Origin of the sequence: Pseudomonas sp. NFR16 (assembly GCF_900108875.1) — a bacterium.
In the GTDB taxonomy this organism is placed as follows: domain Bacteria; phylum Pseudomonadota; class Gammaproteobacteria; order Pseudomonadales; family Pseudomonadaceae; genus Aquipseudomonas.
In genome coordinates, this window is sequence record NZ_FNYJ01000007.1 from 34,221 (window position 1) to 57,977 (window position 23,757).

Below are 23,757 nucleotides of genomic sequence, written 5' to 3' on the forward strand. Positions count from 1 at the left end.
TGAACCACGCCGCCCGATGAGCGGCGAATGAGGAAAACATGAGCAAAACAAACGCATCCCTGATGAAACGCCGCGAAGCCGCTGTTCCGCGTGGCGTTGGTCAAATTCACCCGATCTTCGCCGATTCCGCGAAAAATGCGACCGTGACTGACGTTGAAGGCCGCGAGTTCATCGATTTCGCAGGCGGCATCGCGGTGCTCAACACCGGTCACCTGCATCCGAAAATCGTTGCTGCGGTACAAGAGCAACTGACCAAGCTGACGCACACCTGCTTCCAGGTGCTGGCCTACGAGCCATACGTTGAGCTGTGCGAAAAAATCAACGCCAAGGTGCCGGGCGACTTCGCCAAGAAAACCCTGCTGGTCACCACCGGTTCCGAAGCAGTAGAGAACGCCGTCAAGATTGCTCGCGCTGCCACTGGCCGTGCTGGCGTCATCGCGTTCACCGGCGCGTACCACGGCCGCACCATGATGACCCTGGGGCTGACCGGCAAGGTCGTGCCTTACTCGGCCGGCATGGGCCTGATGCCAGGCGGCATCTTCCGCGCGCTGTACCCGAACGAGCTGCATGGCGTGAGCGTTGACGACTCCATCGCCAGCATCGAGCGTATCTTCAAGAACGACGCCGAGCCGAAGGACATTGCAGCGATCATCATCGAGCCGGTTCAGGGCGAAGGTGGTTTCTACGTCGCGCCTAAAGCGTTCATGGTTCGTCTGCGCGAACTGTGTGACAAGCACGGCATTCTGCTGATCGCTGATGAAGTGCAGACAGGCGCTGGCCGTACCGGCACCTTCTTCGCCATGGAGCAGATGGGCGTCACCGCTGACCTGACCACATTCGCCAAATCCATTGCAGGCGGTTTCCCGCTCGCTGGCGTCTGCGGTAAGGCCGAATACATGGACGCGATCGCGCCAGGTGGTCTGGGCGGTACCTATGCCGGTAGCCCGATTGCCTGCGCGGCTGCGCTGGCAGTGATGGAAGTGTTCGAAGAAGAGCACCTGCTGGACCGTTGCAAGGCTGTCGGCGAGCGCCTGGTGACGGGCCTGCGTGCCATCCAGGCCAAGAACCCGGTAATCGGCGAAGTCCGTGCCCTGGGCGCGATGATTGCGGTCGAGTGCTTCGAAAACGGCGACACGCATAAGCCTAATGCTGCAGCGGTGGCTCAGGTGGTTGCCAAGGCACGTGACAAGGGTCTGATCCTTCTGTCCTGCGGCACCTACGGTAACGTGCTGCGCGTTCTGGTCCCGTTGACCTCGCCAGACGAGCAGTTGGACAAAGGCCTGAAAATCATCGAAGAGTGCTTCGCTGAAATCGCGTGATGGAGGCGGGTCGCGTTTGATCAAAAAGTGACCAATTCATCAGAAAAGACCTGCTTCGGCAGGTTTTTTCGTTTATTGACGTCAGAAAAAAGCGCTTTAAGCCTGTCTCCCGCCGTTCTCTTTGACTAATGTACGAAGACTGATGCCGGAGAGTCATGATGACCGTTGTTGAGGCGCCTTCCGTTCCTCGTGTATTGATTGCTGAAGCTGACCCTTGGGCTCGCGAGATGCTCAATGAACTCGTTCTGGATGTGCGCTGCGACGCACAGCTCGACGTGTGTTCGGACGGGAAGCAGGCGGTTGAACTGATGCGCGGATACATCCCCGACCTCGTGATTGCGTCTCGTGAGCTGCCGGGCGTCGACGGGCTTAGCCTGTTACGCGGCGTTCGCCTGTTGAGACGCCAGCCCCCGGTACGTTTCATTCTGCTGAGCAACCGCAATGACAGCGCCAGCGTGCGCGAGGCGGTGCAGCTCGCACCGACTGCCTATCTCACCAAACCTCTGAATATGGAAGGCCTGCGGTATCGGCTTGAAGCGCTGCTGTTGCAGGACGGTGCTCAGGTCGCGTGTGAGATCCCGGCACTGGCCCCAGGCGTCGGACTTGACGGGTTTCTGGAAAAGCGTCGGGAAGTGGCGGACGGCGGCCCGTTGTTCGTCGATGTCGCGCAGGCCGTTGCCCGTAGCAAGGGTGCCGCCGGTGTCGATCTGAAGCGCTTGGAGCAAGAGCTGATCTCCGATCCACATGTTACGGCGGTCCTGATCGCTGCCGCCAACAGTGCTTCGCAACATCAAGGCAAGCCGCAACAGACACTGGGTCAGGCGCTGACGGTGCTGGGCGCTATCCAGAGCGCTAACCTCGTTCAGGGGCTTGCGCTCAAGCGTGGCGCGATCCTGACCGACCCTGCGCTGCTTCTTCAGGCCAGTGAGATCTGGGACGTCTCACGGCGTACCGCCGGCTACGCGCGCATCCTGGCGAGCACACTCGAGCTGGACCACGAACGGTGTTATTGCGCCGGATTGCTCAGAGGCCTTGGCGATCTGGCGGTCATACGTTGCCTGCAGGACTGGTTGCACGCCGGCGGTACGCTGGACGATGCGACCATTGCCCGCGCGCTCGAACAGTATTCGGCGGCGTTCGGCTCGGCGCTTCGCACTCGTTGGCGCCTGCCGCTGGAGTTGCGTGAATTGATCGCGGCGGTCTATCAGTACAACACCGGCGTGTACACTCGCGAAGTGCTCGCTATGAACCTGGCAGGACAGATGGGGCGGCTGGGCGTCGAGGATCCGCTGGAGGCATTGGCCAAGAGCAAGTCGGCGCGGTTATTGAAAATCGGCGCCTCGGAGCTTGAGCGGGTGCGAAACAAACTGGTGGCTTGAGGTTGCCGCAAAGGCGATCAGAAAGGCTTCACTGGTTCCCAGGGCAGCCTTCGACGTGGTTGATGTATGAAATGTCCGTCCGGTAACGGCTGATCGGGCCTACTTCCTGTTCGGAAGTGTCTGACTTTTTTTTCCGTATTCCCTCTCCATAGTTGCGCCGCTGCAACTATCTGATCATAAGCAAGGGAAACACAGATGAAAAAATTATGGACATTGGCCGCAGTCGGCACATTGATCGCTACCACGAGTGGTTGCGTGAGCTACAACGTCAGCCAGCCTACCGCGCCGCTCTCGGGTGAAGTCAGAACTGACTTGAAAGCGGACGTAAAAGTGGGCGAGGCGATCAGCGGTGAATCCTCCACCAACGTTCTGTTCGGATGGCTGGCGCTAGGCGGCGACAACAAGTTTGCAGACGGCGTAACTTATGGTGCAGGTAGCGGTTCCGCAATGGGGCTGCCACTCCCTGATCCGGTTTCCAACGCCAAGGCTGCCGCCGCTTACAAGGCCGTGAAATCCTCGGGGTCGGACCTTATCGTTGCCCCTCGTTACGAGGTCACGGTCAACGATTACTTCATCTTCAAGCAGGTGAAGGTCAAGGTCACGGGTAACAAAGGCAGCATCCAGAACATACGCTAACCGTTGAGAGGCTGGCGGTGGTGTCTTGCCGGGCTCACCGCCTGACTCTCACACCAAAACAATCTGATTCTTGCCCTGACGTTTTGCTTGATACATCGCCGCATCCGCGCGGGCATACAGGGCTTCCAGGCTTTGATCGTGACTGCCCAGATTGGTCAGGCCCTGACTGGCTGTAATGCCGAATGTCTTGTCGTTGCACTGGAAGCTCAGACGCTGGATTTCCCGCTGCAGTCGCTCGGCGATCTGCTTGGCCATTTCCGGGGCGCAGCCCGGAAACACCGCAGCGAATTCCTCGCCACCGATACGCCCGAACAGATCGCCACGACGCAAGGTCTTGCGCCCGCATTCGGCGATGCGCTGCAGCACCGTGTCGCCTTCCTGGTGACCGTAGGTGTCGTTGACGAGCTTGAAGTCATCCACGTCCAGCAGCAGGAACGCCATGGGAGTGCCTTGCAGACGTGCCTGTTCGAACTCGCGCTGGGCGCATTCGAAGAAATGACGCCGGTTGCTGCTCTGGGTCAGCACATCCGTGGTGGCCAGCCGCTGCAGTTCGTCTTCCAGCTGTTTCTTCTCAGTGATGTCCTCAGCGATCCCGACCACGATCAGCCGCTGTCCGTGTTCGGCCTGATGACTGACGAAGCATTTGTCGCTTAACCAGCGCACCTGGCCATCGGCGCGGATAATTCGGTATTCGCGGTCTTCGATGGACCCTTTTTCCAGCACTTCGCTCAAGCTGCGTTCGGCGTAATCCAGATCGTCGGGGTAGATGCTGTCACGCCATTCGCCGAAGTCTGCGAGCAACAAGCCCGCAGAGCGTCCGAAGATTCGCTCATAGGCGGGGCTGACGTAGATCATGCGCTGGGTTTGCCAGTCGAACGCCCACAACACCGCGTTGACGCTGACCAGCAGAGAGCTGAAGAGCTGTTCCCGCTCGCTGAGCCGGGCCACTTCAGCCTGGGCATGCATCAGCGCCAGCAGGGTCTCGGCTGCTGCGGGAATCTCGGTAGAAGCGTTCTGGTTGTCCATGAGCACTGCATCTCAAAATAAGGTGCGGCGCACAGCCACAACATGTCACACAAAGCATAGTGCGAAGGTGCTACTGAGATTGATCCAGAGGCAGGAAGTTCCGACAGGCGCGCACCCGGCCGGACTCACTGAGAACCACTCCGCCTGATGCTGATACGTGGAAAACAGGCGAAAAAGGCTCATTTAGAGCGGCCGGAGTCGGGTCGCAACCCCGGGCGTTATTCACCTGTTCTGCCTTGCCTGATCTACGTGGGTGACCTTTTCTACCCAATCTGGACGAAGGAGCCGATCAACGGCATCAGGCGTAATGCGGGCGAAGCGAGTAAGTCTTGAGCTGGTCGGCGAAGTCGCGCAGGGACTGGATCCCGCTGGCCTCCGCTTCGTGGACCCAGTCTTTGATGGCCGCGAGCATGTCGTGACCGTTGCTGCTGGTCTTCGCCCAGATCTGCTGAAGTGCCAGACGCTTCTCGTAGATCACTGTCAACGCCTGACTGTGCTCCAGCATGGTCTGGATGCGCAGCTGGTGCTTGTCTTCCAGCAGGCTGGTTTCGCGGGACAGCAGGCGCTTGGCGCGACGGAACTGATGGCGGACGGACTCATCGGCTTTGGCCAGTTCCTGCTTGACCAGCGGTGCAATCACCAGCTTGCGGTATTGGGCCATGATCTGGAAGCGGTTATTGAGGATCGCCATCGCGGTGTCCATGTCCAGATGGCCCTTGCCTTCGACCCGATGGGCGATCGGCGCGACCCGCTGGACCTTGGCCAGACCCAGCCAGCAAAACAGCTTGATCCACGCCCAGCCCATGTCGAACTCCCAGCGCTTGACCGACAGCTTCGCTGAATTGGGATAGGTGTGATGGTTGTTATGCAGTTCTTCGCCGCCGATCAGGATGCCCCAAGGCACCAGGTTGGTCGCAGCGTCCCGGCATTCGAAATTGCGATAACCGACGGCGTGCCCCAGGCCATTGACCACGCCGGCGGCCCACACTGGAATCCACATCATCTGAATCGCCCACACGGTGATGCCGATGACGCCGAAAAACGCCAGATCCAGCGCGCCCATGATCATCACGCCCAGCCGTGGATAACGGGAATAGAGATTGCGCTCGATCCAGTCTTCTGGGCAGTTCTTGCCGTAGATGCGCAGGGTTTCCGGGTTTTCGGCTTCGGCGCGGTACAGCTCGGCACCTTTGCGCAGAACCGTCGAGAGACCCTTGATGACCGGGCTGTGCGGGTCATCGGCTGTTTCGCATTTAGCGTGATGTTTGCGGTGGATGGCGGTCCACTCGCGGGTGTTCTGCGCTGTGGTCAGCCACAGCCAGAAACGGAAGAAGTGCTTGAGGCCCGCGTTGAGTTCCAGCGAGCGGTGAGCGGAGTAGCGATGAAGATAGACCGTGACGCTGACGATAGTGACGTGTGTCATCGCCAGAGTGACTGCGACCAATTGCCAGACGGAAAGGTCAAGCAGACCGTTGTTCCACATAGGCTGAGTTGCCCTCGGTTGTAACGCGTGCGAGTGTGTGGGATCGAGAGTGCGACCCCGATGCGGCAGCGCGCATTATCACTTAGCCACCAGATAAAACCAGTCGGTGTTTTAGATAAGAGTGGCAAGATGTTTCTTACTCTATAATCCCGTATTTTCGTAGGGTCTTTCCTTTTTATGTCGACCATTACCCGAGATGCGCTCCGAACCGCACTGTTGTATGGGCTGCTGTCGATTATCTGGCTGGGCATCACCGACTTCTTGCTGCCCCGGTTGCTAGAGGACCCGGTCCAACTGTCTCGCGCCCAACTGATGAGCGGCTATGCCTGGCTGGCCCTCAGCGCGCTGCTCGTCTACCTGGCCAGATCCCGGCTGTTGAGTTTCATGGGCGTCAAGGCGCGGGTTCGCAGTGACCAGGACATGCAGCGCCTGCGGCTGGCCGCTGCGGTCTTCGACACCACGCTGGAAGGCGTGCTGGTGACCGATGCCAATGGCGTGATCGTGCACGTCAATCGGGCGTTTATGGAAATCACCGGCTATCGGCAGGACGAAGTGCTGGGCGAGAAGCCGAACACATTCAAGTCAGGGCGTCATGGGCCTGAATTCTACGAGCGCATGTACAAGAGCATTCTCAGCGCCGGGCAGTGGAGCGGAGAAATCTGGAATCGGCGCAAGAGTGGGGAGATCTATCCGCAGTGGCAGAGCATTCGCTCGATCAAGAATGATCGCGGCGAAATCACTCATTTCGTGGCGGTGTTTTCTGACATCTCCACCGTCAAGCATTCAGAGCGCGAATTGGCCCACCTGGCTCATTACGATGCGCTCACCGGTCTGCCGAACCGGCTTCTGTTTACTGAGCGGACCGAACAGGCGCATACCCAGGCGCGCCGAAATCGCCAGAGTCTGGCGCTGCTGCTGGTGGATCTGGATCATTTCAAGCACATCAACGACAGTCTGGGTCACAACATTGGCGACGAAGTGCTCAAAGCCGTCGGCGAACGACTGAAAAGCCTGTTGGAGAAAGGCGTGACGCTGGCCAGGCTGGGAGGTGATGAATTTGCCGTCTTGCTCGAAAACGCGCAGCAAGCGGCACAGGCCGCCGAAGTGGCGCAGGGCATTCTCAATGGCCTGCGCGAGCCCATTCGCGTCAACGAACAGTCTCTGTTTCTGACGGCCAGCATCGGTGTCAGTGTTTTCCCCAACGATGCCGAAAATGCCGAGCAGTTGCTGCGCAACGCTGACGCTGCGTTGTTTCAGGCCAAAAATCAGGGGCGGGAGAGCTACGCGCTGTACACCGCCGAGTTGACGGCCCATGCCCAGCGTCGTGTCGAGCTGACCAACGAACTGCGTCAGGCGATCGCGCAGAACCAACTGCGGGTGTTTTATCAGCCAATCCATAACCTGCACAATCGCGGCATCGAAGGCGTCGAGGCCCTGGTTCGATGGCAGCATCCGAATCGAGGCATGGTTTCGCCGGGTGAGTTCATCCCGATCGCCGAGCAGAGCGGCCTGATTGCCGACATCGATAACTGGGTGTTGACCCAGGCGTGCCTGCAAATGCGCCGGTGGCTCGAAGGCGGCGTACAGATATCCTTTGTGGCGGTGAACGTTTCCAGTCGGCTTTTCGCCCGAGGCGATCTTGATCGTCGAGTCGCTCGGGTCCTCGCAGAAACAGGGCTGGCGCCTGAATATCTGGAGCTCGAGGTGACCGAGAGCGCGATCATGGATGACCCCGATCAGGCCATCGAGCAGATGCATCGTCTGCGCGAACTGGGCCTGAAACTGTCCATTGATGACTTCGGCACGGGATATTCCTCTCTTCTGCGCCTCAAGCGCATGCCTGTGCAAAAGTTGAAAATCGACCAGGGTTTCGTTGCGGGCCTGCCTGAGGACGAGGACGACGTGGCGATCGTGCACGCGATCATTGCGCTCGCGCGGGCGATGGGAATGCGTGTGCTGGCCGAGGGGATTGAGCAGGCCGAGCAGGCTGACTTTCTCCTCAATAACCAGTGCGAGCTGGGTCAAGGCTACTGGTTCGCCCGGCCAATGCCAGCCGAGCAGATCGATTGGCAGCATGCGCCGGTCTTTGCGCCGACGCCGACGCCGTAGCAGTCTGGCTGGGCTCTGCTCACTGGCGGGGTCGAAATCGGTTAAGCAGGGGCGCGGTTGCCCGCGAAACAGGCGATGCGGTACGCCTGAATCACCGCGTTGCCATGGCGGGCAAGCGAGCTCCTGCAGAGTTTGCACTGTGTGGAATCGAACAAATGCCTTTTGGTTATATCTGCATTCTTAAATAGTATTTTTAAGAATAAATGCTCCTCTCTAAGATTGCCTCACGCCACGAGCAGCCGCTTCTTCCACGCCGCTGCGGGCAAACCTTTCAAGGAGCACGATCATGAGCGCATCTCTACGTAGCGTCGATGGCCAGGACGAAGCAAGCATTCTGCGTGAAATTCAGAGCGCTTTGCGCGACCTGCGCTTTGGCGCGGTTGAAATCACTGTGCATAACGCACAAGTGGTGCAGATCGAACGCAAAGAAAAATTCCGTCTGCAGAATCCGGGCAAACAGCAAGGCTGAGGGACGCTTCAGCGCGTGCGGCCATGGAGTACCGGTTTGCTTGAACCGAAATCAAAACTAGAAAAAGCCAACAACACATAAATTCCAGGAGCTTGATTCATGTCCATTCGTCGTTACGCGCTGGCCGCTCTGGCCAGTGCCGTGTTTGCCGGATCTGCGGTCGCAAAGGATTACACCTTGTTGAACGTGTCCTATGACCCGACTCGCGAGCTTTATCAGGACTACAACGCCGAGTTCATCAACTACTGGAAAAAAGCCCATCCGGACGACACCGTCAAGATCAACCAGTCCCACGGTGGTTCGGGCAAGCAGGGTCGGTCGGTCATCGACGGTTCGCCTGCGGACGTCGTGACACTGGCGCTGGCTGGCGACATCGACGAAATCTCCAAGCTGGGCAAATCGATCCCTGAAAACTGGCAGACCAAGCTGCCGGACGCGAGCACGCCGTACACCTCGACGATCGTCTTCCTGGTTCGCAAGGGCAACCCTAAAGGCATCCATGACTGGGCGGATCTGATCAAGAAAGACGTTGCCGTCATCACCCCGAACCCTAAAACCTCCGGCGGCGCCCGCTGGAACTTCCTTGCCGCGTACGCCTACGGCCTGAAAGCCAACGGCGGCGATGAGACCAAAGCCAAGGAATACATCAAAACGCTGTTCGAGCACGTTCCTGTGCTGGACACCGGCGCGCGCGGCGCAACCATCAGCTTCACCAACAACGGCCTGGGCGACGTCTTGCTCGCGTGGGAAAACGAAGCCTTCCTGTCGCTCAAGGAAGACGGTGGCGCCGACAAGTTCGACATCGTCGTGCCTTCGCTGTCGATCCTGGCCGAACCTCCGGTAGCCGTCGTCGAGAAGAACGCCGAGAAACACGGCACGACCGAAATCGCCACCGAATACCTGAAGCACCTGTACAGCAAGGAAGGCCAGGAAATCGCCGCGAAAAACTTCTACCGTCCTCGTGACAAAGAAGTGGCCGCCAAGTACGAGAAGCAGTTCCCGAAACTGGAACTGGTGACCATCGACAAGGATTTCGGCGGCTGGAAATCGGCTCAACCCAAGTTCTTCAACGATGGCGGTATCTTCGACCAGATTTACATTCCTAAATAAGCCTGTAGGAGCGCGCTTGCCCGCGAGACGGTGTGTCAATGAATGCGATTGACATGAACAGATCGCCATCGCGGCATGCGCGCTCCTGCATGAAACGTCCCGGGATCTGATAAATTCCGAGACGTTTTCCACGGCGAAAAACCAACTGACCCGGACCCGTTCCGGGTTACGTGTATCAACCAAGGACACTTATGTCTCGACGCATATCCCCCGTCATACCCGGCTTCGGGCTGACGCTGGGCTACACCTTGGTGTACCTCAGCTTGATTGTGCTGATACCGCTTGCGGTGATGTTCATCCACGCCTCCCAACTGAGCGCTGAGCAGTTCTGGACCATCGTCACGGCGCCACGTGTGCTGGCTGCGCTGAAGCTGAGCTTCGGCACCGCGTTCTATGCGGCAATCATCAACGGCATCATCGGTACCTTGCTCGCCTGGGTGCTGGTGCGTTACACCTTCCCGGGTCGCAGAATCATCGACGCGATGATCGACCTGCCTTTCGCCCTGCCCACAGCCGTGGCAGGCATCGCGCTGACAGCGCTGTACACGCCTGCAGGCCTCGTCGGTCAGTTCGCCACCGACCTGGGCATCAAAATCGCCTACACGCCTTTCGGTATTACGCTGGCGCTGACGTTCGTCACGATGCCGTTCGTAGTCCGGACCGTGCAGCCGGTGCTTGCCGACATTCCGCGTGAAGTCGAAGAAGCGGCGGCGTGCCTTGGCGCGCGGCCGATTCAGGTGTTTCGTTACATCCTCGCGCCTGCATTGCTGCCTGCCTGGCTGACCGGCTTTGCGCTTGCGTTCGCACGGGGCGTGGGTGAATACGGCTCGGTGATCTTCATCGCCGGCAACATGCCGATGAAGACCGAAATCCTGCCGCTGCTGATCATGGTCAAGCTCGATCAGTACGATTACGCGGGGGCAACGTCCATCGGTGTGCTGATGCTGGTGGTCTCATTCATTCTGTTGCTGCTGATCAACCTGCTGCAGCGACGTATCGAAACCCCTAACTGAGGAGGCGCATCATGTCCGGTCCATCGCTTATCGCCGCTTCTTCGGCCAATGCATCCCGTCGTGGCAGCGCAGTGTCGCGGCGTATTCTCATCGGCCTCGCCTGGCTTGTGTTCGCGCTCTTTCTGCTGCTGCCATTGTTCGTAGTCGTGAGTCAGGGCCTGAAGAACGGCATCGGCGGCTTCTTCACGGCGATTCTTGAGCCCGACGCGCTGTCGGCGCTGAAACTCACCGTGTATGCCGTGCTCATCTCTGTGCCGTTGAACGTGGTGTTCGGCGTGGCTGCCGCCTGGTGCGTGAGCAAATATTCGTTCCGCGGCAAAGCCATTCTGGTCACGCTCATTGACCTGCCGTTTTCGGTCTCCCCGGTCATTGCCGGTCTGGTCTACATCCTCATGTTCGGTGCGCGCGGCGTGTTCGGGCCGTGGCTGCAGGATCACGACATCCAGATCGTGTTTGCGCTGCCCGGTATCGTTCTGGCGACCATCTTCGTGACCGTACCGTTCGTGGCGCGTGAACTGATCCCGCTGATGCAGGAGCAGGGCACGCAGGAAGAAGAGGCCGCCCGGCTGCTGGGCGCCAATGGCTGGCAGATGTTCTGGCACGTAACCGTCCCGAACATCAAATGGGGCCTGATCTACGGCGTGGTGCTGTGCACCGCCCGGGCGATGGGTGAGTTCGGCGCGGTGTCGGTGGTCTCCGGCCACATTCGCGGCGTGACCAACACCCTGCCGCTGCATGTCGAGATTCTTTACAACGAGTACAACCACGTGGCTGCTTTTGCCGTGGCGAGCCTGTTATTGATCCTTGCGCTGTTCATCCTGCTGCTCAAGCAGTGGAGCGAAGCGCGCATTAGCCGTCTGCGCCAAAGCGCGGCGGAGGAATAATTCATGTCGATCGAAGTCCGTAACGTCAGCAAGAACTTCAATGCCTTCAAGGCCCTCAACAGCATCAGTCTGGACATCCAGAGTGGCGAGCTGGTGGCTTTGCTGGGGCCGTCAGGCTGCGGCAAGACCACGCTGCTGCGCATCATCGCCGGCCTTGAAACCCCCGATCAGGGCAGCATCGTATTCCACGGCGAAGACGTCTCCGGTCACGATGTGCGTGATCGCAACGTCGGTTTCGTGTTCCAGCATTACGCGCTGTTTCGCCACATGACGGTGTTCGACAACGTCGCGTTTGGCCTGCGCATGAAGCCTAAGAACCAGCGGCCGAACGAAAGCCAGATCGCGGCGAAAGTGCATGAGCTGCTTAACATGGTCCAGCTGGACTGGCTCGCCGATCGATACCCCGAGCAGCTGTCAGGCGGTCAGCGTCAGCGTATTGCGCTGGCGCGCGCGCTGGCGGTAGAGCCGAAAGTGCTGTTGCTGGATGAGCCGTTCGGCGCGCTGGACGCCAAGGTGCGCAAGGAATTGCGTCGCTGGCTGGCGCGCCTGCACGAAGACATCAACCTGACTTCGGTGTTCGTGACCCACGACCAGGAAGAAGCCATGGAGGTCGCCGACCGCATCGTGGTGATGAACAAGGGCGTGATCGAGCAGATCGGCTCGCCGGGCGAGGTGTACGAGAACCCGGCCAGCGATTTCGTGTATCACTTCCTCGGGGATTCGAACCGCTTGCACCTGGGCGAAGACAACCACGTTCTGTTCCGGCCGCATGAAGTGTCGTTGTCGCGTCATGAAGTGGAAGGGCATCACGCCGCTGAAGTGCGTGACATCCGTCCGCTGGGCGCAACCACCCGCGTGACCTTGAAGGTCGAAGGTCAGCCGGAGCTGATCGAAGCCGAGGTGGTCAAGGATCACGACAGCCTGATTGGTCTGGCGCGCGGCGAGACATTGTTCTTCAAGCCGAAGGTCTGGCAGAAGGTTGCGAATATCTAAGTCGGCCCAGACCAAGCGCGCTCCTACAAAAGGCTGTGTTTGCTACACAGCCGCCTTTTTCAGGTTGCGCTTGTGCGTGCGGCCCGCTTTGCCCTCGATGCTGTTCTGCAACTTCCTTCTCATTCCCATCAAAAAGGCCGCTTCGGCGACCACGAACAGCGGGCCGATGATCAGGCCTGTGACGTCATCGACGAACGCCGGTTTGCGACCTTCGTAATAATGGCCCACGAACTGGATCGCCCAGCCGACCACGAACAGCCCGACGCCTGAGCCGAGCCACGTCATCGTGCTCTGCTGCGCCAGGTGCGCTCCGATCCACAGAAACAGCGCAAGCACGATGCCCATGGCAATGCCGAAAGGCCTGTCTAGCCGCAGGTAGAACACCGTGGCCGCGACCGTTGCCAGCAAGGCCGGTGAAATCCAAAGATCGGCCAGCGACCAGCTGCTCCAGCCCGGCCGGGACAGCAGTATCGCCACGGCCAGGACGATCAGCGGAACGCCGACGAAGTGGGTGGCGATATTTCGGGTGTCGCGATGGTAAGACGCGTATTGGCTTAGGTGATCGACGAGGTTTTTCATTGTTATTCCTCTGGTGATGCGTGGATCATGCCGCTGATTTTTGGATGAGCCGCGGTTGCCGGTTCAGCAGCCTGCAATAAAACGCTGCTGATAAAAAGGAGATTCACATGACGAATGGAACGCAATGGAGCTCTTGGTTGTTGAACGACCGATGGTTCACCGAGTTGCCCGCCTCATTGCAGGATAGCCTGCTGAGCGGCATGCAGCAGCGTCGCTTCACATCGGGCAGGACCGTGTTCGAGCGCGGTCAGCCGGCCACCGGACTGTACGCGCTGCTGGATGGATCGATCCGCTTCGGCGATCCCGGTCAGCAATGTCATGACCTTCCCCGTCCCGTTGGCAAGCGGCCTTATTGGTTTGGCGAACGGGCGCTGTTTGACGATCAGCCCAGCGCGCTGGACGGCTTTGCCGAAGGCTCGATCATCCTCCTGCACATGCCTCACGCGCCGATCAGGCAGCTGCTGCAAGAGCGCCCGGCGCTGTGGCGTCACTTCTGCGCGCTGCTGGGTCAAAAGCTCGGCCTGGTGGTTCCGCTTCCTGAGCAAATAACGCTGTTGCCGACCGTCGAGAGAGTGGCGTTTCGTCTGTTGATGCTGACCGAGGGATACGGCGAGCTGGACCGCTCCGAGCGGGTCGTGGCGCTCTCGAGCATGGCCTCACAGCGTTGCCTGGGACTGAGCGGTGAAGTGGTCGAGCGCGTGCTGGGAGAATTGGCCGAGCGCAACATTGTGCGGCGCGAAGGTGACTTGATCCACGTGCTGGACACCAGTCGGCTGCGGCGCGCAGCGTTGCATCGGCTGACGGAAGTGAAGGCCTGACCGGGCCAGGTTTCAGCGCAGCAGGCCGTCGCGGTACTGGCTGGGCGTCATGCCGGTCCAGCGCTTGAATGCCCGGCTGAAACTGCTGGTGTCGGAGAAACCGAGCAGATAGGCAATCTCACTGAGCGACGTACCAGGCTCGCGCATGTGCTGCAGCGCCAGGTTCTGCCGACACTGGTTAAGCAGCAGATCGTAACTGCAGCCCTCGTCTGCCAGATGGCGCTGCAAGCTGCGCAGGCTCAAGTGCAGGTTGTGGGCAATTCGCTCGGCTGACGGCTCACCTTCCGGCAGTTGGGTTTCGATCGCGCCACGCACTTTGCGCTCCCACGTCAGCGGGCTGAGCTGCTCCAGCGTGCGATTGAGGACCGCTTCGTTATGTTCGGCGAGCTCCGGGTTGGCATCGTCCAGATGGCTGTCGAAGTCAGCGCACGCAAACTCCAGCAAATTTTCCCGCGCAGCGAAATGCAGCGGCGCCCGAAACACATCGTGCCAGGGCTTCGGGTCTTCGGGTTGAGGGCGCATCAGGTGAACGGCCAAAGGCGCGTAATGCCGCCCGAGCCGGTTACGGCAGGTCCGCACGTAAATGGCGGCAAACGCGTCCATGGCCTCGTTGGCCGGCATCGGTCCACCCTCCGGCACCCGAAAACGGAACGCGTAGTGATCTCCCTCACGCACGAAGCTCAGATCCAGCGCATCACTGACCACCGGGTGGTAGCGCACGATGCGCTCGAACACTTCGCGCAGCGAACCGCTGGCAACCAGTGCATAGCCGAGTGCGTGAAAAGTGGTCGGGCTGACGAAGCGCGAAACACGCAAACCCAGCGCGGGATCGCCGCTCGCCTGAACGGCCAGTTGCCAGAAACGGGTCGTGGCTGTCACCGGATAGCGCGCGTTGGGGTCGTCCATCAACTGTGCGTCCAGGCCCGCAGCTTCACTCAGCGCAAGACTGTCCAGGCCCAGGGCGTCGAGTTGCTTGCGCAGGGCGCGGGTCCAACTGGCGAGAATGCTCGGCTCAGGCATACAGATTGGCGCTTCCGGTCAACAGGTTGGCGTTCACGGCAGGGCGGTTGCGCGCCGCGCTCGGCACAGTGAGGGCGTGTTTTTCTGAATCATAAAACCGGAGATGGAAGCATGCACGACACTTCTGCAAGTGCAGCCGGACTGAATGCACAGCAGCGATCGGCCCATATTCGCGCGGTGGTCATGGCCCACGGCGAGATCTTGCGTGCGCGTTACCCGATCCTTCGACATCAAGATGCCATCGGCGTGAGCATCCTGATATTCGCACTCGGCGGCATGATGCTCAGCGCGGCGCTCTACATCGAGGGCTACGTCGCTTGGTGGGCCTGTCTTTTGCTCAATGCGTTCTTCGCCTCGCTGACCCATGAACTCGAGCACGACCTGATTCACAGCATGTATTTACGCAAGCAGCGAGTGACGCACAACCTGATGCTGGCGTTGGTGTGGATGGCTCGGCCGAGCACCATCAACCCGTGGATTCGTCGGCATCTGCACTTGAATCATCACAAGGTGTCCGGCACCGAGGCCGATCTGGAAGAACGCGCGATCACCAACGGCGAACCCTGGGGGCTCGCCCGGCTGTTGATGGTCGGCGATAACGTGATGTCGTCCTTGATCCGGATGCTGCGTGCGAAAACCTGGGCGCACCGGGTCAGCATTCTCAAGCGGACTCTCCGGGTTTATGCCCCGCTGGCCTTGCTGAACTGGAGCGCGTGGTATGTGTTTCTGGGCTTTCACGGAATCAACGGCATCGCGGCCCAGGCAGGCAACCCGATTGACTGGTCGCAGAGCACGCTGGCATTCATGCACGCCATCAACGTTGCAGTGGTGGTGATCGTCGGGCCCAACGTCTTGCGTACCTTCTGCCTGCATTTCGTCAGCTCGAACATGCACTACTACGGCGATGTCGAACCCGGCAATGTGATGCAACAGACGCAGGTCCTCAATCCCTGGTGGATGTGGCCGCTGCAGGCGTTCTGCTTCAACTTCGGCAGTACTCACGCCATTCACCATTTCGTGGTCAAGGAGCCTTTTTACATCCGCCAGATGACGGCGCCAGTCGCGCACAGGGTCATGGCTGAAATGGGTGTTCGGTTCAATGACTTCGGGACGTTCGGCCGCGCCAACCGGTTCACCGCGACGGGCCTGAAAACGAGTGCACCTTCTGGGCGCGGGCTCGCGCGTGAAAGCTGATGTTCAGGCGGCGTTCGGGATTTTTCGTCGATAAAAAATTCTGTAACAACTCGCCCGTATTCTTCACTCATCCCCGGCGAGCTGGGGGCAGACAGCGTGATTTAACAGGGCCACTCCTTAAGGCAGGGGGTGGCCCTCTTTTTTTGCGCCCAGATGCCTGAGACAGCTGCATATGTATTTGAGCTATTAATAAATATCTTCTTATTCTTTTTCGAATATATGTCTCGTCCCTATACTCGCCCCCATGAACGCAACATGCAGGAGGCGAAGGCCATGCATAACGAATCGATCCGTTACCTGATCGTGCCAGGCTGGCAAGGATCTGCCGACGACCATTGGCAAACCCATTGGCAGAACAGTTTGCCGAACAGTGTGCGCGTGGAGCAGGCCGACTGGCTCAAGCCACGTCGCGAAGACTGGGTGGGTGAGTTGCAGCGCGTCATCGCGGCAGACAGCTCGCCCGTCATCCTCATCGCCCACAGCCTGGGTTGCGTGACCGTTGCACACTGGGCGCAGCTGGCGCCTTTGGAAACCCTGCGTCAGGTGCGTGGTGCGTTGCTGGTGGCGCCTGCTGACGTCGAACGTGCGAACTGCCCGCCTGCCATTCGTAATTTTGCGCCGATTCCCGAACACCTGATGCCGTTCCCTGCTCAGGTCGTCAGCTCTGACAACGATTCGGCTGTAAGTGCCCAACGAGCCATGGAAATGGCGCGCAACTGGGGCGCCGAGATCGGCATCCTCAGTGGCGCCGGGCACATCAACGTCAAATCCGGGCACCAACGATGGGAACAGGGTTTTGCGTATCTTTACCGCTTGCAAGGACGCATCGAACAACTGACTCGGCGTCGGGCGTGAGGGCATGTCGCTCGGCTGTCGCCACGTCTGAGCCTGCATTGATGATCACTTTTTTGGCCGCAGCGAACGCACAGGCGCTGCGGCCTTTTTTTTAACGCTCAGGTCATCGGAAGGCTTGGGCGGGAGACTGCCATGAGCCATCCTGATGTTTTCAACAACCCGCTGCTGACCTTCCCTGAAGCCGAAAAAAGTCCGCTCAGTATTCGCGCCAAGGCGCTGGTCTTCATCGATCCGCGCTCGCGCCAGTTGCGTGAAGAGATGGAACAGCTCGCGCCGCTTGAACTGCCCGTGTTGATTCGGGGAGAGCCGGGAACCGGTAAGGAGCTGCTCGCCAGGCACATTCATCGTGGCAGCGACCGTTCAGGTCTGTTCGTGTCCGTGAACTGTGGAGCCATCAGCCCGACGTATGCCGACGCCGAGCTGTTCGGTCATGCCGCAGGCGCCTATGCCGGCTCGGCCAGCAGCCGCGCTGGCTGGTTCGGCTCGGCCACCGGCGGCACGCTGTATCTGGATGAAATCGCTGATTTGCCGCTGTCCATTCAGACCAAATTGCTGGCAGCGCTCGAAAATCGTGAGGTCACCCGCGTGGGCGCATCTCAGCCAAGCCCGGTGGACGTCAGACTGGTTGCGGCCACCAGCATTGACCTGAGACTGGCCGTCGCGGCGGGAAAATTTCACGAGCGCCTGTATCGGTATCTCAGCGAAGGTCGGCTGGACCTGCCGGCGCTCAGGGAACAACCGGGCAATATCCTGCCACTGGCTGAATACTTCCTCGGCATCTACAGCCAGCGTCTGGACTTCCCGATGCCGCTGATCAGCGATGCGGCCCAGCGTGTACTTGAAGCGCATTACTGGCCGGGAAACACGCGGGAACTTGAGAACGTCATTCACTTTGCGCTGCTGGTGAGCAGCGGAGCACAAGTCTTGCCGGAGCATCTGAATCTGCCTCAGCGCTGACCGCAAAAAGACTGGCTGGCTGGTGGCTCCGATATGACCTTCGAAATTGGTATAAGCATTCGATTAAAAAGTCTTTTAATGGAATAAAAAATCCGGGTAATGTTCGCCCCACGCCGCCGTGCTGCGCGAGTGCGACAGTTCGGTGGCGACCACTTTCCCTTCATCGCCATCAGAGCGATCGGATTACCCAAGGACATTGCATGAAAAAGACGTTTCTGTTCACCGCATTGGCGGCTGCTCTTTCTCTCGGCATCAGTGCTGCGCAAGCGGCCGAGAAACTGGTTGTCGGCGCAACTGCCGTTCCGCACGCCGAAATCCTGGAGCTGATCAAGCCTGAGCTGGCCAAAGAAGGCGTGGACCTGCAGATCAAAGTCTTCACTGACTACGTGCAGCCAAACGTGCAGCTGAACGAGAAGCGTCTGGACGCCAACTACTTCCAGACCAAGCCATATCTGGACGGCTTCAACAAGGGTAAGGGCGCGACTTTGGTTACCGGCGTTGGCGTACACGTCGAACCGTTCGGCGGCTACTCGAAAAAGTGGAAGTCCATCGACCAGCTGCCTGAAGGCGCAACGGTTGCCATTCCTAACGAGGGCAGCAACGCCGGTCGTGCTCTGTTGCTGCTGCAAAAGAACGGTCTGATCACCCTGAAAGACCCGACCAATGCGCTGGCGACCCCGAAAGACATCGCCACTAACCCGAAAAAACTGAAATTCCGCGAGCTGGAGTCTGCTCTGCTGCCGCGCGCACTGGATCAAGTCGACCTGGACCTGATCAACACCAACTACGCGCTGGAAGCCAAGCTGAATCCGAAGAAAGACGCGCTGATCCTGGAAGGTTCTGATTCGCCCTACGTGAACTATCTGGTGACCCGTACCGACAACGCCCACACCGACGCGATCGACAAGCTGTCGAAGGCGCTGACCAGCCAGCAGGTCAAAGACTTCATCAACAAGAAGTACGACGGCGCGGTATTGCCAGCGTTCTGATGGTGCTGGGCGCAGTGACCACTACAGGAGTGGGCCAACGGTCTTTATGCCCCTTCGATCAACGGCGTAATACCCGACGCCTTCCCGGCCTAAGCCGGTCCTACGAAAAGTTTGCAGCGTCTCTAGGACCGGCTTTAGCCGGGAAGAGGCTGGCGTGTCCGGTGGAGATTTGGCGGCTTGAAGTCAGTCTTCGCGAGCAAGCTCGCTCCTGAATGTCTGGCGTAAGCCGGAACAGAGTCGGATTACTGACCTGCGTTCTTAACGCCGACGGCTTGGGCATGCGTCGGCGTTTTTGCATGTGCGCCCAGCGCGCGACGTAGCGCGATCAGCAATTTCATGTTGTCTTCAAGAAGTTTGTCGTGCGAGTGGTCATTGAAGCTGGCGCGTTCCGGCATGATCGGTCCTCTTTTTGTTATCCCTGACATCTGCTCCAGCGCAGGCAATGCCCGCTGCGAGATGCGGAATAGACCGCAATCATGCGCGTCAGGTTCGCATCCAAAGATAAGAATTTGGTATCGATGCGGTTACCGATAATGGCACTAAGCCGCTGCTAGTTCGTTCAGCGCTATGCATATGCTCTAACGATATTTAAATTTATCTTCTTATAGCTTTAAAGTTCCGATTCTTCAGTCACACGCCTTTTTGGAGTCGGAGTTCTCATGCCAGCAGCCTCCCAAGCTTCCACGTCCGCGCAAGCGCCGGATCAGCAGTTCGATGTGCGTCCATTCGCCGAAAAGGTGGGCGCGGAAATCGTCGGGCTGGATTTGTCCCGTCCGCTCAATGACGCTGACTTCGCGCGCGTGCATCGTGCTCATCTGGATTACCACGTAGTGGTTTTTCGCGATCAGCAGATCACCCCGCAACAACAGATCGATTTCAGCCGTCGTTTCGGCGTGCTGCAGATTCACGTCCTCAAGCAGTTTCTGCTCGCTAACCATCCGGAAATCCTGATCGTTTCCAACATCGTCGAGAACGGCCAGCCGGTCGGTCTGGGTGACGCCGGTAAGTACTGGCACTCGGATTTGTCTTACAAAGAGCTTCCAAGCCTGGGCTCGATGCTCTATGCCCAGGAACTGCCGAGCGAAGGCGGCGACACGCTGTTCGCCGACATGCACCTGGCCTGGGACACGCTGCCTGAGCATCTGCGTAAAGCGGTCGAGGGCCGCAAGGCCGTCCACAGCTACACCTCGCGCTATCGCGATGGCCGCAACGCCGAAAACTGGCGTCCAACCCTGAGCGCCGAGCAATTGGCTGAAGTGGCGGTGGTCAGCCATCCGATCGTGCGCACGCACCCGGAAAACGGACGCAAGGCACTGTTCGTCAGCGAAGGCTTCACCACACACATCGTGGGTATTCCAGAAGACGAAAGTCAGCAGATTCTCACCGAGCTGTACGCACACAGCGTGCGGCCCGAAGGTGTCTACCGTCATAAATGGCAGGAAAACGACATGGTGTTCTGGGACAACCGCTCCCTGATTCACTTGGCTGGCGGAACCCCTGACCATCTTCGCCGTCGTCTGCATCGCACCACTATTCAGGGCGACGCGCCGTTCTGATTCACGCCGTCCTGATCCGGAGACCGTTCCATGAACGCTGTTCTGCAAAGCCACACGGCTAGCGATCGCTTGAATGCGCAACAGGCCAATCAGCCTACCGCTGAAGCGCTGTTGCAAGTCCAAGGCGTAAGCCTTGAATACCGCACCCCGGAACGCGTGGTGCGGGCCACTCATCAGGTCAGTTTCGAAATCGATCCTGCAGACCGTTTTGTCCTGCTCGGCCCATCGGGTTGCGGCAAGTCCACGTTGCTCAAAGCGGTTGCCGGGTTCATTCAGCCCAGCGAAGGGCAGATTCGTCTGGCCGGTCAGCCTGTCAAAGAGCCCGGACCGGATCGCATTGTGGTCTTCCAGGAGTTCGACCAACTGCCACCGTGGAAAACGGTGATAGAGAACGTGATGTTCCCGTTGCTGGCTTCGCGCACGCTCAAGCGCCGGGACGCAGAAGAGCGCGCGCGGCATTACCTGGAAAAAGTGGGCTTGAGCGCGTTTGCCGATGCGTACCCGCACACCCTGTCGGGCGGCATGAAAGCGCGCGTGGCCATTGCGCGTGCACTGGCGATGCAGCCGAAGATCCTGTTGATGGACGAGCCTTTCGCAGCGCTCGACGCCCTGACGCGTCGCAAGATGCAGGAAGAGCTTCTCGAGCTGTGGGAAGGGGTGCGTTTCACGTTGTTGTTCGTGACTCACTCCATCGAAGAAGCGCTGGTGGTGGGCAACCGGATTCTGTTGCTGTCGCCGCATCCGGGGCGTGTGCGGGCCGAGATCAACAGCCATCAGTACGATCTGAAAAGCCTCGGTGGCGTAGATTTCCAGGCGTCAGCGCAGCGCATCCATCGGCTGCTGTTCGATGAAGGCGAAGCGCCCGCAGTGGAGCACGACCTGCGGTTTCAGGATATTCGTATCGCCTATTAATGCGCAGACCGCTGACCCCTGAGGGAGCGAGCTTGCTCGCGAAGACATACTGCCAGACGCCCCATGTTCTATTGCCTGAACTGGCCTCTTCGCGAGCAAGCTCGCTCCCACGGGGGCGCCGTTTGCCGAGCGACCTAATCAAGAGATTCCAACCATGAGCCTTTCACCTCCGATTCGCGAGGAATACGAAATCGCGCTGGAGCCTTTCACTCAGGAAGACCTGGCCCGCGACATTCCTCTTGTTCAACGCATCTGGCAATTGAGCTGGGTTCGCAAAGCCGTGATTCTCGTTCTGCTGGGTGTGGTCTGGGAAATCGCTGCGCGCATTCAGGGCAATGACCTGTTGCTGCCGAGCTTTCTGCAAACGGCACAGGCTTTCATTGACGGCATCATGACCGGCGAACTGCTGGGCAAGGTCTGGATTTCCCTGACGGTGCTGGTCAAGGGTTACCTCATCGGCATCGTCCTCGCGTTCGGCCTGACCACACTGGCGGTTTCTACCCAGTTGGGGCGGGACTTGCTCGGCACGCTGACCGCGATGTTCAACCCGTTGCCGGCTATTGCGCTTCTGCCGCTGTCGCTGCTGTGGTTCGGTCTGGGCGAGAACAGCCTGATTTTCGTCCTCGTGCACTCGGTCTTGTGGGCGCTGGCGCTCAACACCTACGCAGGTTTTCTCGGCGTTTCGGAAACCCAGCGCATGGCCGGTCGCAACTACGGGCTCAAGGGGCTGCGATTTGTCTGGTACATCCTGATTCCGGCCGCGCTGCCGTCGATTCTGGCGGGCCTGAAAATTGGCTGGGCATTTGCCTGGCGCACCCTGATCGCCGCCGAACTGGTTTTCGGCGCGTCGTCAGGCAAGGGCGGACTGGGCTGGTACATCTTCCAGAACCGCAACGAGCTGTACACCGACAAGGTGTTCGCGGGCCTTGCGGCTGTGATCATCATCGGTCTGCTGGTGGAAAACCTGCTGTTCAGCAACGTCGAGCGCCTGACCGTCAAACGTTGGGGCATGCAGCGCTGATCACTCCTTAGAAGAACATTTCGCTGAGTGGACCGGATCGCCGGACATGAAGCTTTCCAACACTTTTTGCTTTCATTGTGAGGAATTCATGGGGACTTCAAACAAACGTCCAGTGCTCGCCGCACTGGCAGCCACGGTCGGTCTGTTCGGCGCACTGTTGAGCGGCGGCGCACACGCCGAAGGCAAGATCAGCATCGCCCAGCAGTTTGGTATCGGCTACCTGATCCTCGATGTCGTGCAGCAGCAGAAGCTGATCGAGAAGCACGGCAAAGAGCAGGGCCTGGACATCAAGGTCGACTGGAACAGCATCTCCGGCGCAACGGCAATGAACGAAGCGCTGCTGGCTGGCGCGCTGGACGTGGTATCGGCAGGCGTGCCGCCGATGCTGACCATCTGGGACCGCACCAAGGGCAAACAGAACGTCAAGGCCATCGCTTCGCTGGGTTCGATGCCGAATTATCTGCTCAGCAACAATCCGAACGTGAAGACGGTCCAGGACTTCACCGACAGGGATCGCATCGCTGTGCCGGCCGCGGGCGTGGGCTTCCAGTCGCGTACCCTGCAGATCGAAACCGCCAAGCTGTTCGGTAACGACAACTATAAGAAATTCGACAACATCTCCGTGAGCCTGCCCCACCCTGACGCCACCTCGGCGTTGATCGCAGGCGGTTCCGAGATCAGCGCGCACTTCTCCAGCCCGCCGTTCCAGTATCAGGAACTGGAAAACCCGAACGTGCATAAAGTGCTGAGTTCGTACGACGTGCTGGGCGGCCAGGCAACGTTCAACGTCCTTTACACCACACAGAAATTCCACGACGAGAACCCGAAAACCTATAAAGCGTTCTACGACGCACTGGCTGAAGCCGAGAAGATCATCAAGGCCGACAAGAACGCAGCGGCCAAGACCTACATCGAGGTCGAGAAATCCAAGTTGCCGTTGCCGCTCGTGGAGAAGATCGTCAACGACCCGGAAATCGACTTCACCGTCGTGCCGCAACGCACCTTCATCTATGCCGAGAAGCTGCATGAAATCGGCGTGCTGAAAAACAAGGCCGACAGCTGGAAAGATTTCTTCTTCGAAGAAGCCCACGCTGGGGCGGGTAGCTGATCCTCAGTGTCGGGCGGCTCGCATGGACAGGCCTGATAAGCGGGGCGGTGTATCATTCACTCCGCCTTCGCGACCGTCGTAACCTCCGATTGCTCCTGCAGGGGCGTCCGCCACCTAAGTTGGATTGGGCAAGAAACTGCAGGAGCAACCGGCATTGTGCTCTGGTGCTCGCAAACTGGGTATGCCAGCCACTATTGAATTAGCCAACCCATCTCTATCGCGAATAAGCGTCACCCTTCTCCGATGCGCCTGCTTGGCGATAACAACCTTGTTGTTCATTTCGAATCAGTCTTTGCCGCGACCCCTGGCCGCGTTGCTCATCAACGC

The 23,757-nt window shown here is 59.1% G+C and carries 22 protein-coding genes and 1 pseudogene; 18 read left to right on the top strand and 5 right to left on the bottom strand.

Annotated features, from left to right (window positions below):
* Positions 1-38 precede the first annotated feature (38 nt).
* The 3 genes from gabT (at position 39) to BMZ10_RS23490 (ending at position 3,334) form a co-directional block, all read left to right on the top strand.
* Positions 39-1,319, top strand: coding sequence for a 4-aminobutyrate--2-oxoglutarate transaminase (gene gabT / locus BMZ10_RS23480; protein ID WP_093467999.1), 1,281 nt, complete (start codon positions 39-41; stop codon positions 1,317-1,319).
* A 158-nt stretch (positions 1,320-1,477) separates the two neighbouring features.
* Positions 1,478-2,698: an HDOD domain-containing protein gene (locus BMZ10_RS23485; protein WP_093468003.1), complete on the top strand. Its 1,221-nt coding sequence runs from the start codon at positions 1,478-1,480 to the stop codon at positions 2,696-2,698.
* A gap of 195 nt (positions 2,699-2,893) precedes the next feature.
* Positions 2,894-3,334: a hypothetical protein gene (locus tag BMZ10_RS23490; RefSeq protein WP_093468006.1), complete on the top strand. Its 441-nt coding sequence runs from the start codon at positions 2,894-2,896 to the stop codon at positions 3,332-3,334.
* A gap of 48 nt (positions 3,335-3,382) precedes the next feature.
* Here BMZ10_RS23490 and BMZ10_RS23495 read toward each other — a convergent pair whose 3' ends face one another.
* Positions 3,383-4,360, bottom strand: coding sequence for a GGDEF domain-containing protein (locus BMZ10_RS23495; protein WP_093468009.1), 978 nt, complete (start codon positions 4,358-4,360; stop codon positions 3,383-3,385).
* Positions 4,361-4,658: 298 nt separating this feature from the next.
* Positions 4,659-5,843, bottom strand: coding sequence for a delta-9 fatty acid desaturase DesA (gene desA, locus BMZ10_RS23500; protein WP_093468012.1), 1,185 nt, complete (start codon positions 5,841-5,843; stop codon positions 4,659-4,661).
* A 177-nt stretch (positions 5,844-6,020) separates the two neighbouring features.
* Between desA and dibA the strand changes: the two genes are divergently transcribed.
* The 6 genes from dibA to BMZ10_RS23530 all read left to right on the top strand — a co-directional run bounded on the left by dibA (position 6,021) and on the right by BMZ10_RS23530 (position 12,421).
* Positions 6,021-7,952 carry a phosphodiesterase DibA gene (gene dibA / locus BMZ10_RS23505; protein ID WP_093468015.1) on the top strand — a complete coding sequence of 644 codons (1,932 nt, stop codon included), beginning with the start codon at positions 6,021-6,023 and terminating at the stop codon, positions 7,950-7,952.
* 286 nt (positions 7,953-8,238) lie between these two features.
* The gene (gene oscA / locus BMZ10_RS23510) at positions 8,239-8,421 is read left to right on the top strand and encodes a sulfur starvation response protein OscA (protein ID WP_081565193.1); all 183 of its coding nucleotides are present in this window, start codon (positions 8,239-8,241) and stop codon (positions 8,419-8,421) included.
* Positions 8,422-8,520: 99 nt separating this feature from the next.
* Complete coding sequence (locus BMZ10_RS23515) at positions 8,521-9,531, top strand: sulfate ABC transporter substrate-binding protein (RefSeq protein WP_093468019.1); 1,011 nt, start codon at positions 8,521-8,523, stop codon at positions 9,529-9,531.
* 191 nt (positions 9,532-9,722) lie between these two features.
* Positions 9,723-10,544: a sulfate ABC transporter permease subunit CysT gene (gene cysT / locus BMZ10_RS23520; protein ID WP_093468022.1), complete on the top strand. Its 822-nt coding sequence runs from the start codon at positions 9,723-9,725 to the stop codon at positions 10,542-10,544.
* Positions 10,545-10,555: 11 nt separating this feature from the next.
* Positions 10,556-11,428 carry a sulfate ABC transporter permease subunit CysW gene (cysW, locus tag BMZ10_RS23525; RefSeq protein WP_093468025.1) on the top strand — a complete coding sequence of 291 codons (873 nt, stop codon included), beginning with the start codon at positions 10,556-10,558 and terminating at the stop codon, positions 11,426-11,428.
* Positions 11,429-11,431: 3 nt separating this feature from the next.
* Positions 11,432-12,421 carry a sulfate/molybdate ABC transporter ATP-binding protein gene (locus BMZ10_RS23530; protein ID WP_093468028.1) on the top strand — a complete coding sequence of 330 codons (990 nt, stop codon included), beginning with the start codon at positions 11,432-11,434 and terminating at the stop codon, positions 12,419-12,421.
* 42 nt (positions 12,422-12,463) lie between these two features.
* Here the strand turns inward: BMZ10_RS23530 and BMZ10_RS23535 are convergent, their stop codons facing one another.
* The gene (locus tag BMZ10_RS23535) at positions 12,464-13,000 is read right to left on the bottom strand and encodes an Mpo1 family 2-hydroxy fatty acid dioxygenase (protein ID WP_093468031.1); all 537 of its coding nucleotides are present in this window, start codon (positions 12,998-13,000) and stop codon (positions 12,464-12,466) included.
* A 107-nt stretch (positions 13,001-13,107) separates the two neighbouring features.
* On the opposite strand from BMZ10_RS23535, the gene BMZ10_RS23540 reads away from it, so the two are divergent.
* Positions 13,108-13,818, top strand: a complete 711-nt coding sequence (locus BMZ10_RS23540) for a Crp/Fnr family transcriptional regulator (protein WP_093468034.1) — start codon at positions 13,108-13,110, stop codon at positions 13,816-13,818.
* Positions 13,819-13,830: 12 nt separating this feature from the next.
* On the opposite strand, the gene BMZ10_RS23545 is transcribed toward BMZ10_RS23540, so the two are convergent.
* Positions 13,831-14,838: an AraC family transcriptional regulator gene (locus BMZ10_RS23545; RefSeq protein ID WP_093468037.1), complete on the bottom strand. Its 1,008-nt coding sequence runs from the start codon at positions 14,836-14,838 to the stop codon at positions 13,831-13,833.
* A 111-nt stretch (positions 14,839-14,949) separates the two neighbouring features.
* On the opposite strand from BMZ10_RS23545, the gene BMZ10_RS23550 reads away from it, so the two are divergent.
* From BMZ10_RS23550 to BMZ10_RS23565, 4 genes and pseudogenes are all read left to right on the top strand, one after another.
* A complete protein-coding gene (locus BMZ10_RS23550) occupies positions 14,950-16,032 on the top strand; it encodes a fatty acid desaturase (RefSeq protein WP_093468040.1) in 1,083 nt (360 codons plus the stop codon).
* Between the two features lie 273 nt (positions 16,033-16,305).
* Complete coding sequence (locus BMZ10_RS23555) at positions 16,306-16,887, top strand: alpha/beta hydrolase (protein WP_093468794.1); 582 nt, start codon at positions 16,306-16,308, stop codon at positions 16,885-16,887.
* A gap of 132 nt (positions 16,888-17,019) precedes the next feature.
* Positions 17,020-17,835 (top strand): annotated as a pseudogene (locus BMZ10_RS23560) (sigma-54-dependent transcriptional regulator); the annotation flags it as partial.
* 209 nt (positions 17,836-18,044) lie between these two features.
* Positions 18,045-18,833: a MetQ/NlpA family ABC transporter substrate-binding protein gene (locus BMZ10_RS23565; protein WP_093468046.1), complete on the top strand. Its 789-nt coding sequence runs from the start codon at positions 18,045-18,047 to the stop codon at positions 18,831-18,833.
* A 242-nt stretch (positions 18,834-19,075) separates the two neighbouring features.
* On the opposite strand, the gene BMZ10_RS27795 is transcribed toward BMZ10_RS23565, so the two are convergent.
* Complete coding sequence (locus tag BMZ10_RS27795; RefSeq protein WP_177182208.1) at positions 19,076-19,228, bottom strand: hypothetical protein; 153 nt, start codon at positions 19,226-19,228, stop codon at positions 19,076-19,078.
* Positions 19,229-19,492: 264 nt separating this feature from the next.
* Here BMZ10_RS27795 and BMZ10_RS23570 point away from each other — a divergent pair, with 264 nt between their 5' ends.
* The 4 genes from BMZ10_RS23570 to BMZ10_RS23585 all read left to right on the top strand — a co-directional run bounded on the left by BMZ10_RS23570 (position 19,493) and on the right by BMZ10_RS23585 (position 23,430).
* Positions 19,493-20,389 carry a TauD/TfdA dioxygenase family protein gene (locus BMZ10_RS23570; RefSeq protein ID WP_093468049.1) on the top strand — a complete coding sequence of 299 codons (897 nt, stop codon included), beginning with the start codon at positions 19,493-19,495 and terminating at the stop codon, positions 20,387-20,389.
* 30 nt (positions 20,390-20,419) lie between these two features.
* Positions 20,420-21,301, top strand: a complete 882-nt coding sequence (locus tag BMZ10_RS23575) for an ABC transporter ATP-binding protein (protein ID WP_093468052.1) — start codon at positions 20,420-20,422, stop codon at positions 21,299-21,301.
* Between the two features lie 154 nt (positions 21,302-21,455).
* Positions 21,456-22,322, top strand: a complete 867-nt coding sequence (locus tag BMZ10_RS23580; RefSeq protein WP_093468055.1) for an ABC transporter permease — start codon at positions 21,456-21,458, stop codon at positions 22,320-22,322.
* An 88-nt stretch (positions 22,323-22,410) separates the two neighbouring features.
* Complete coding sequence (locus BMZ10_RS23585; RefSeq protein ID WP_093468797.1) at positions 22,411-23,430, top strand: ABC transporter substrate-binding protein; 1,020 nt, start codon at positions 22,411-22,413, stop codon at positions 23,428-23,430.
* Positions 23,431-23,757: the final 327 nt, after the last annotated feature.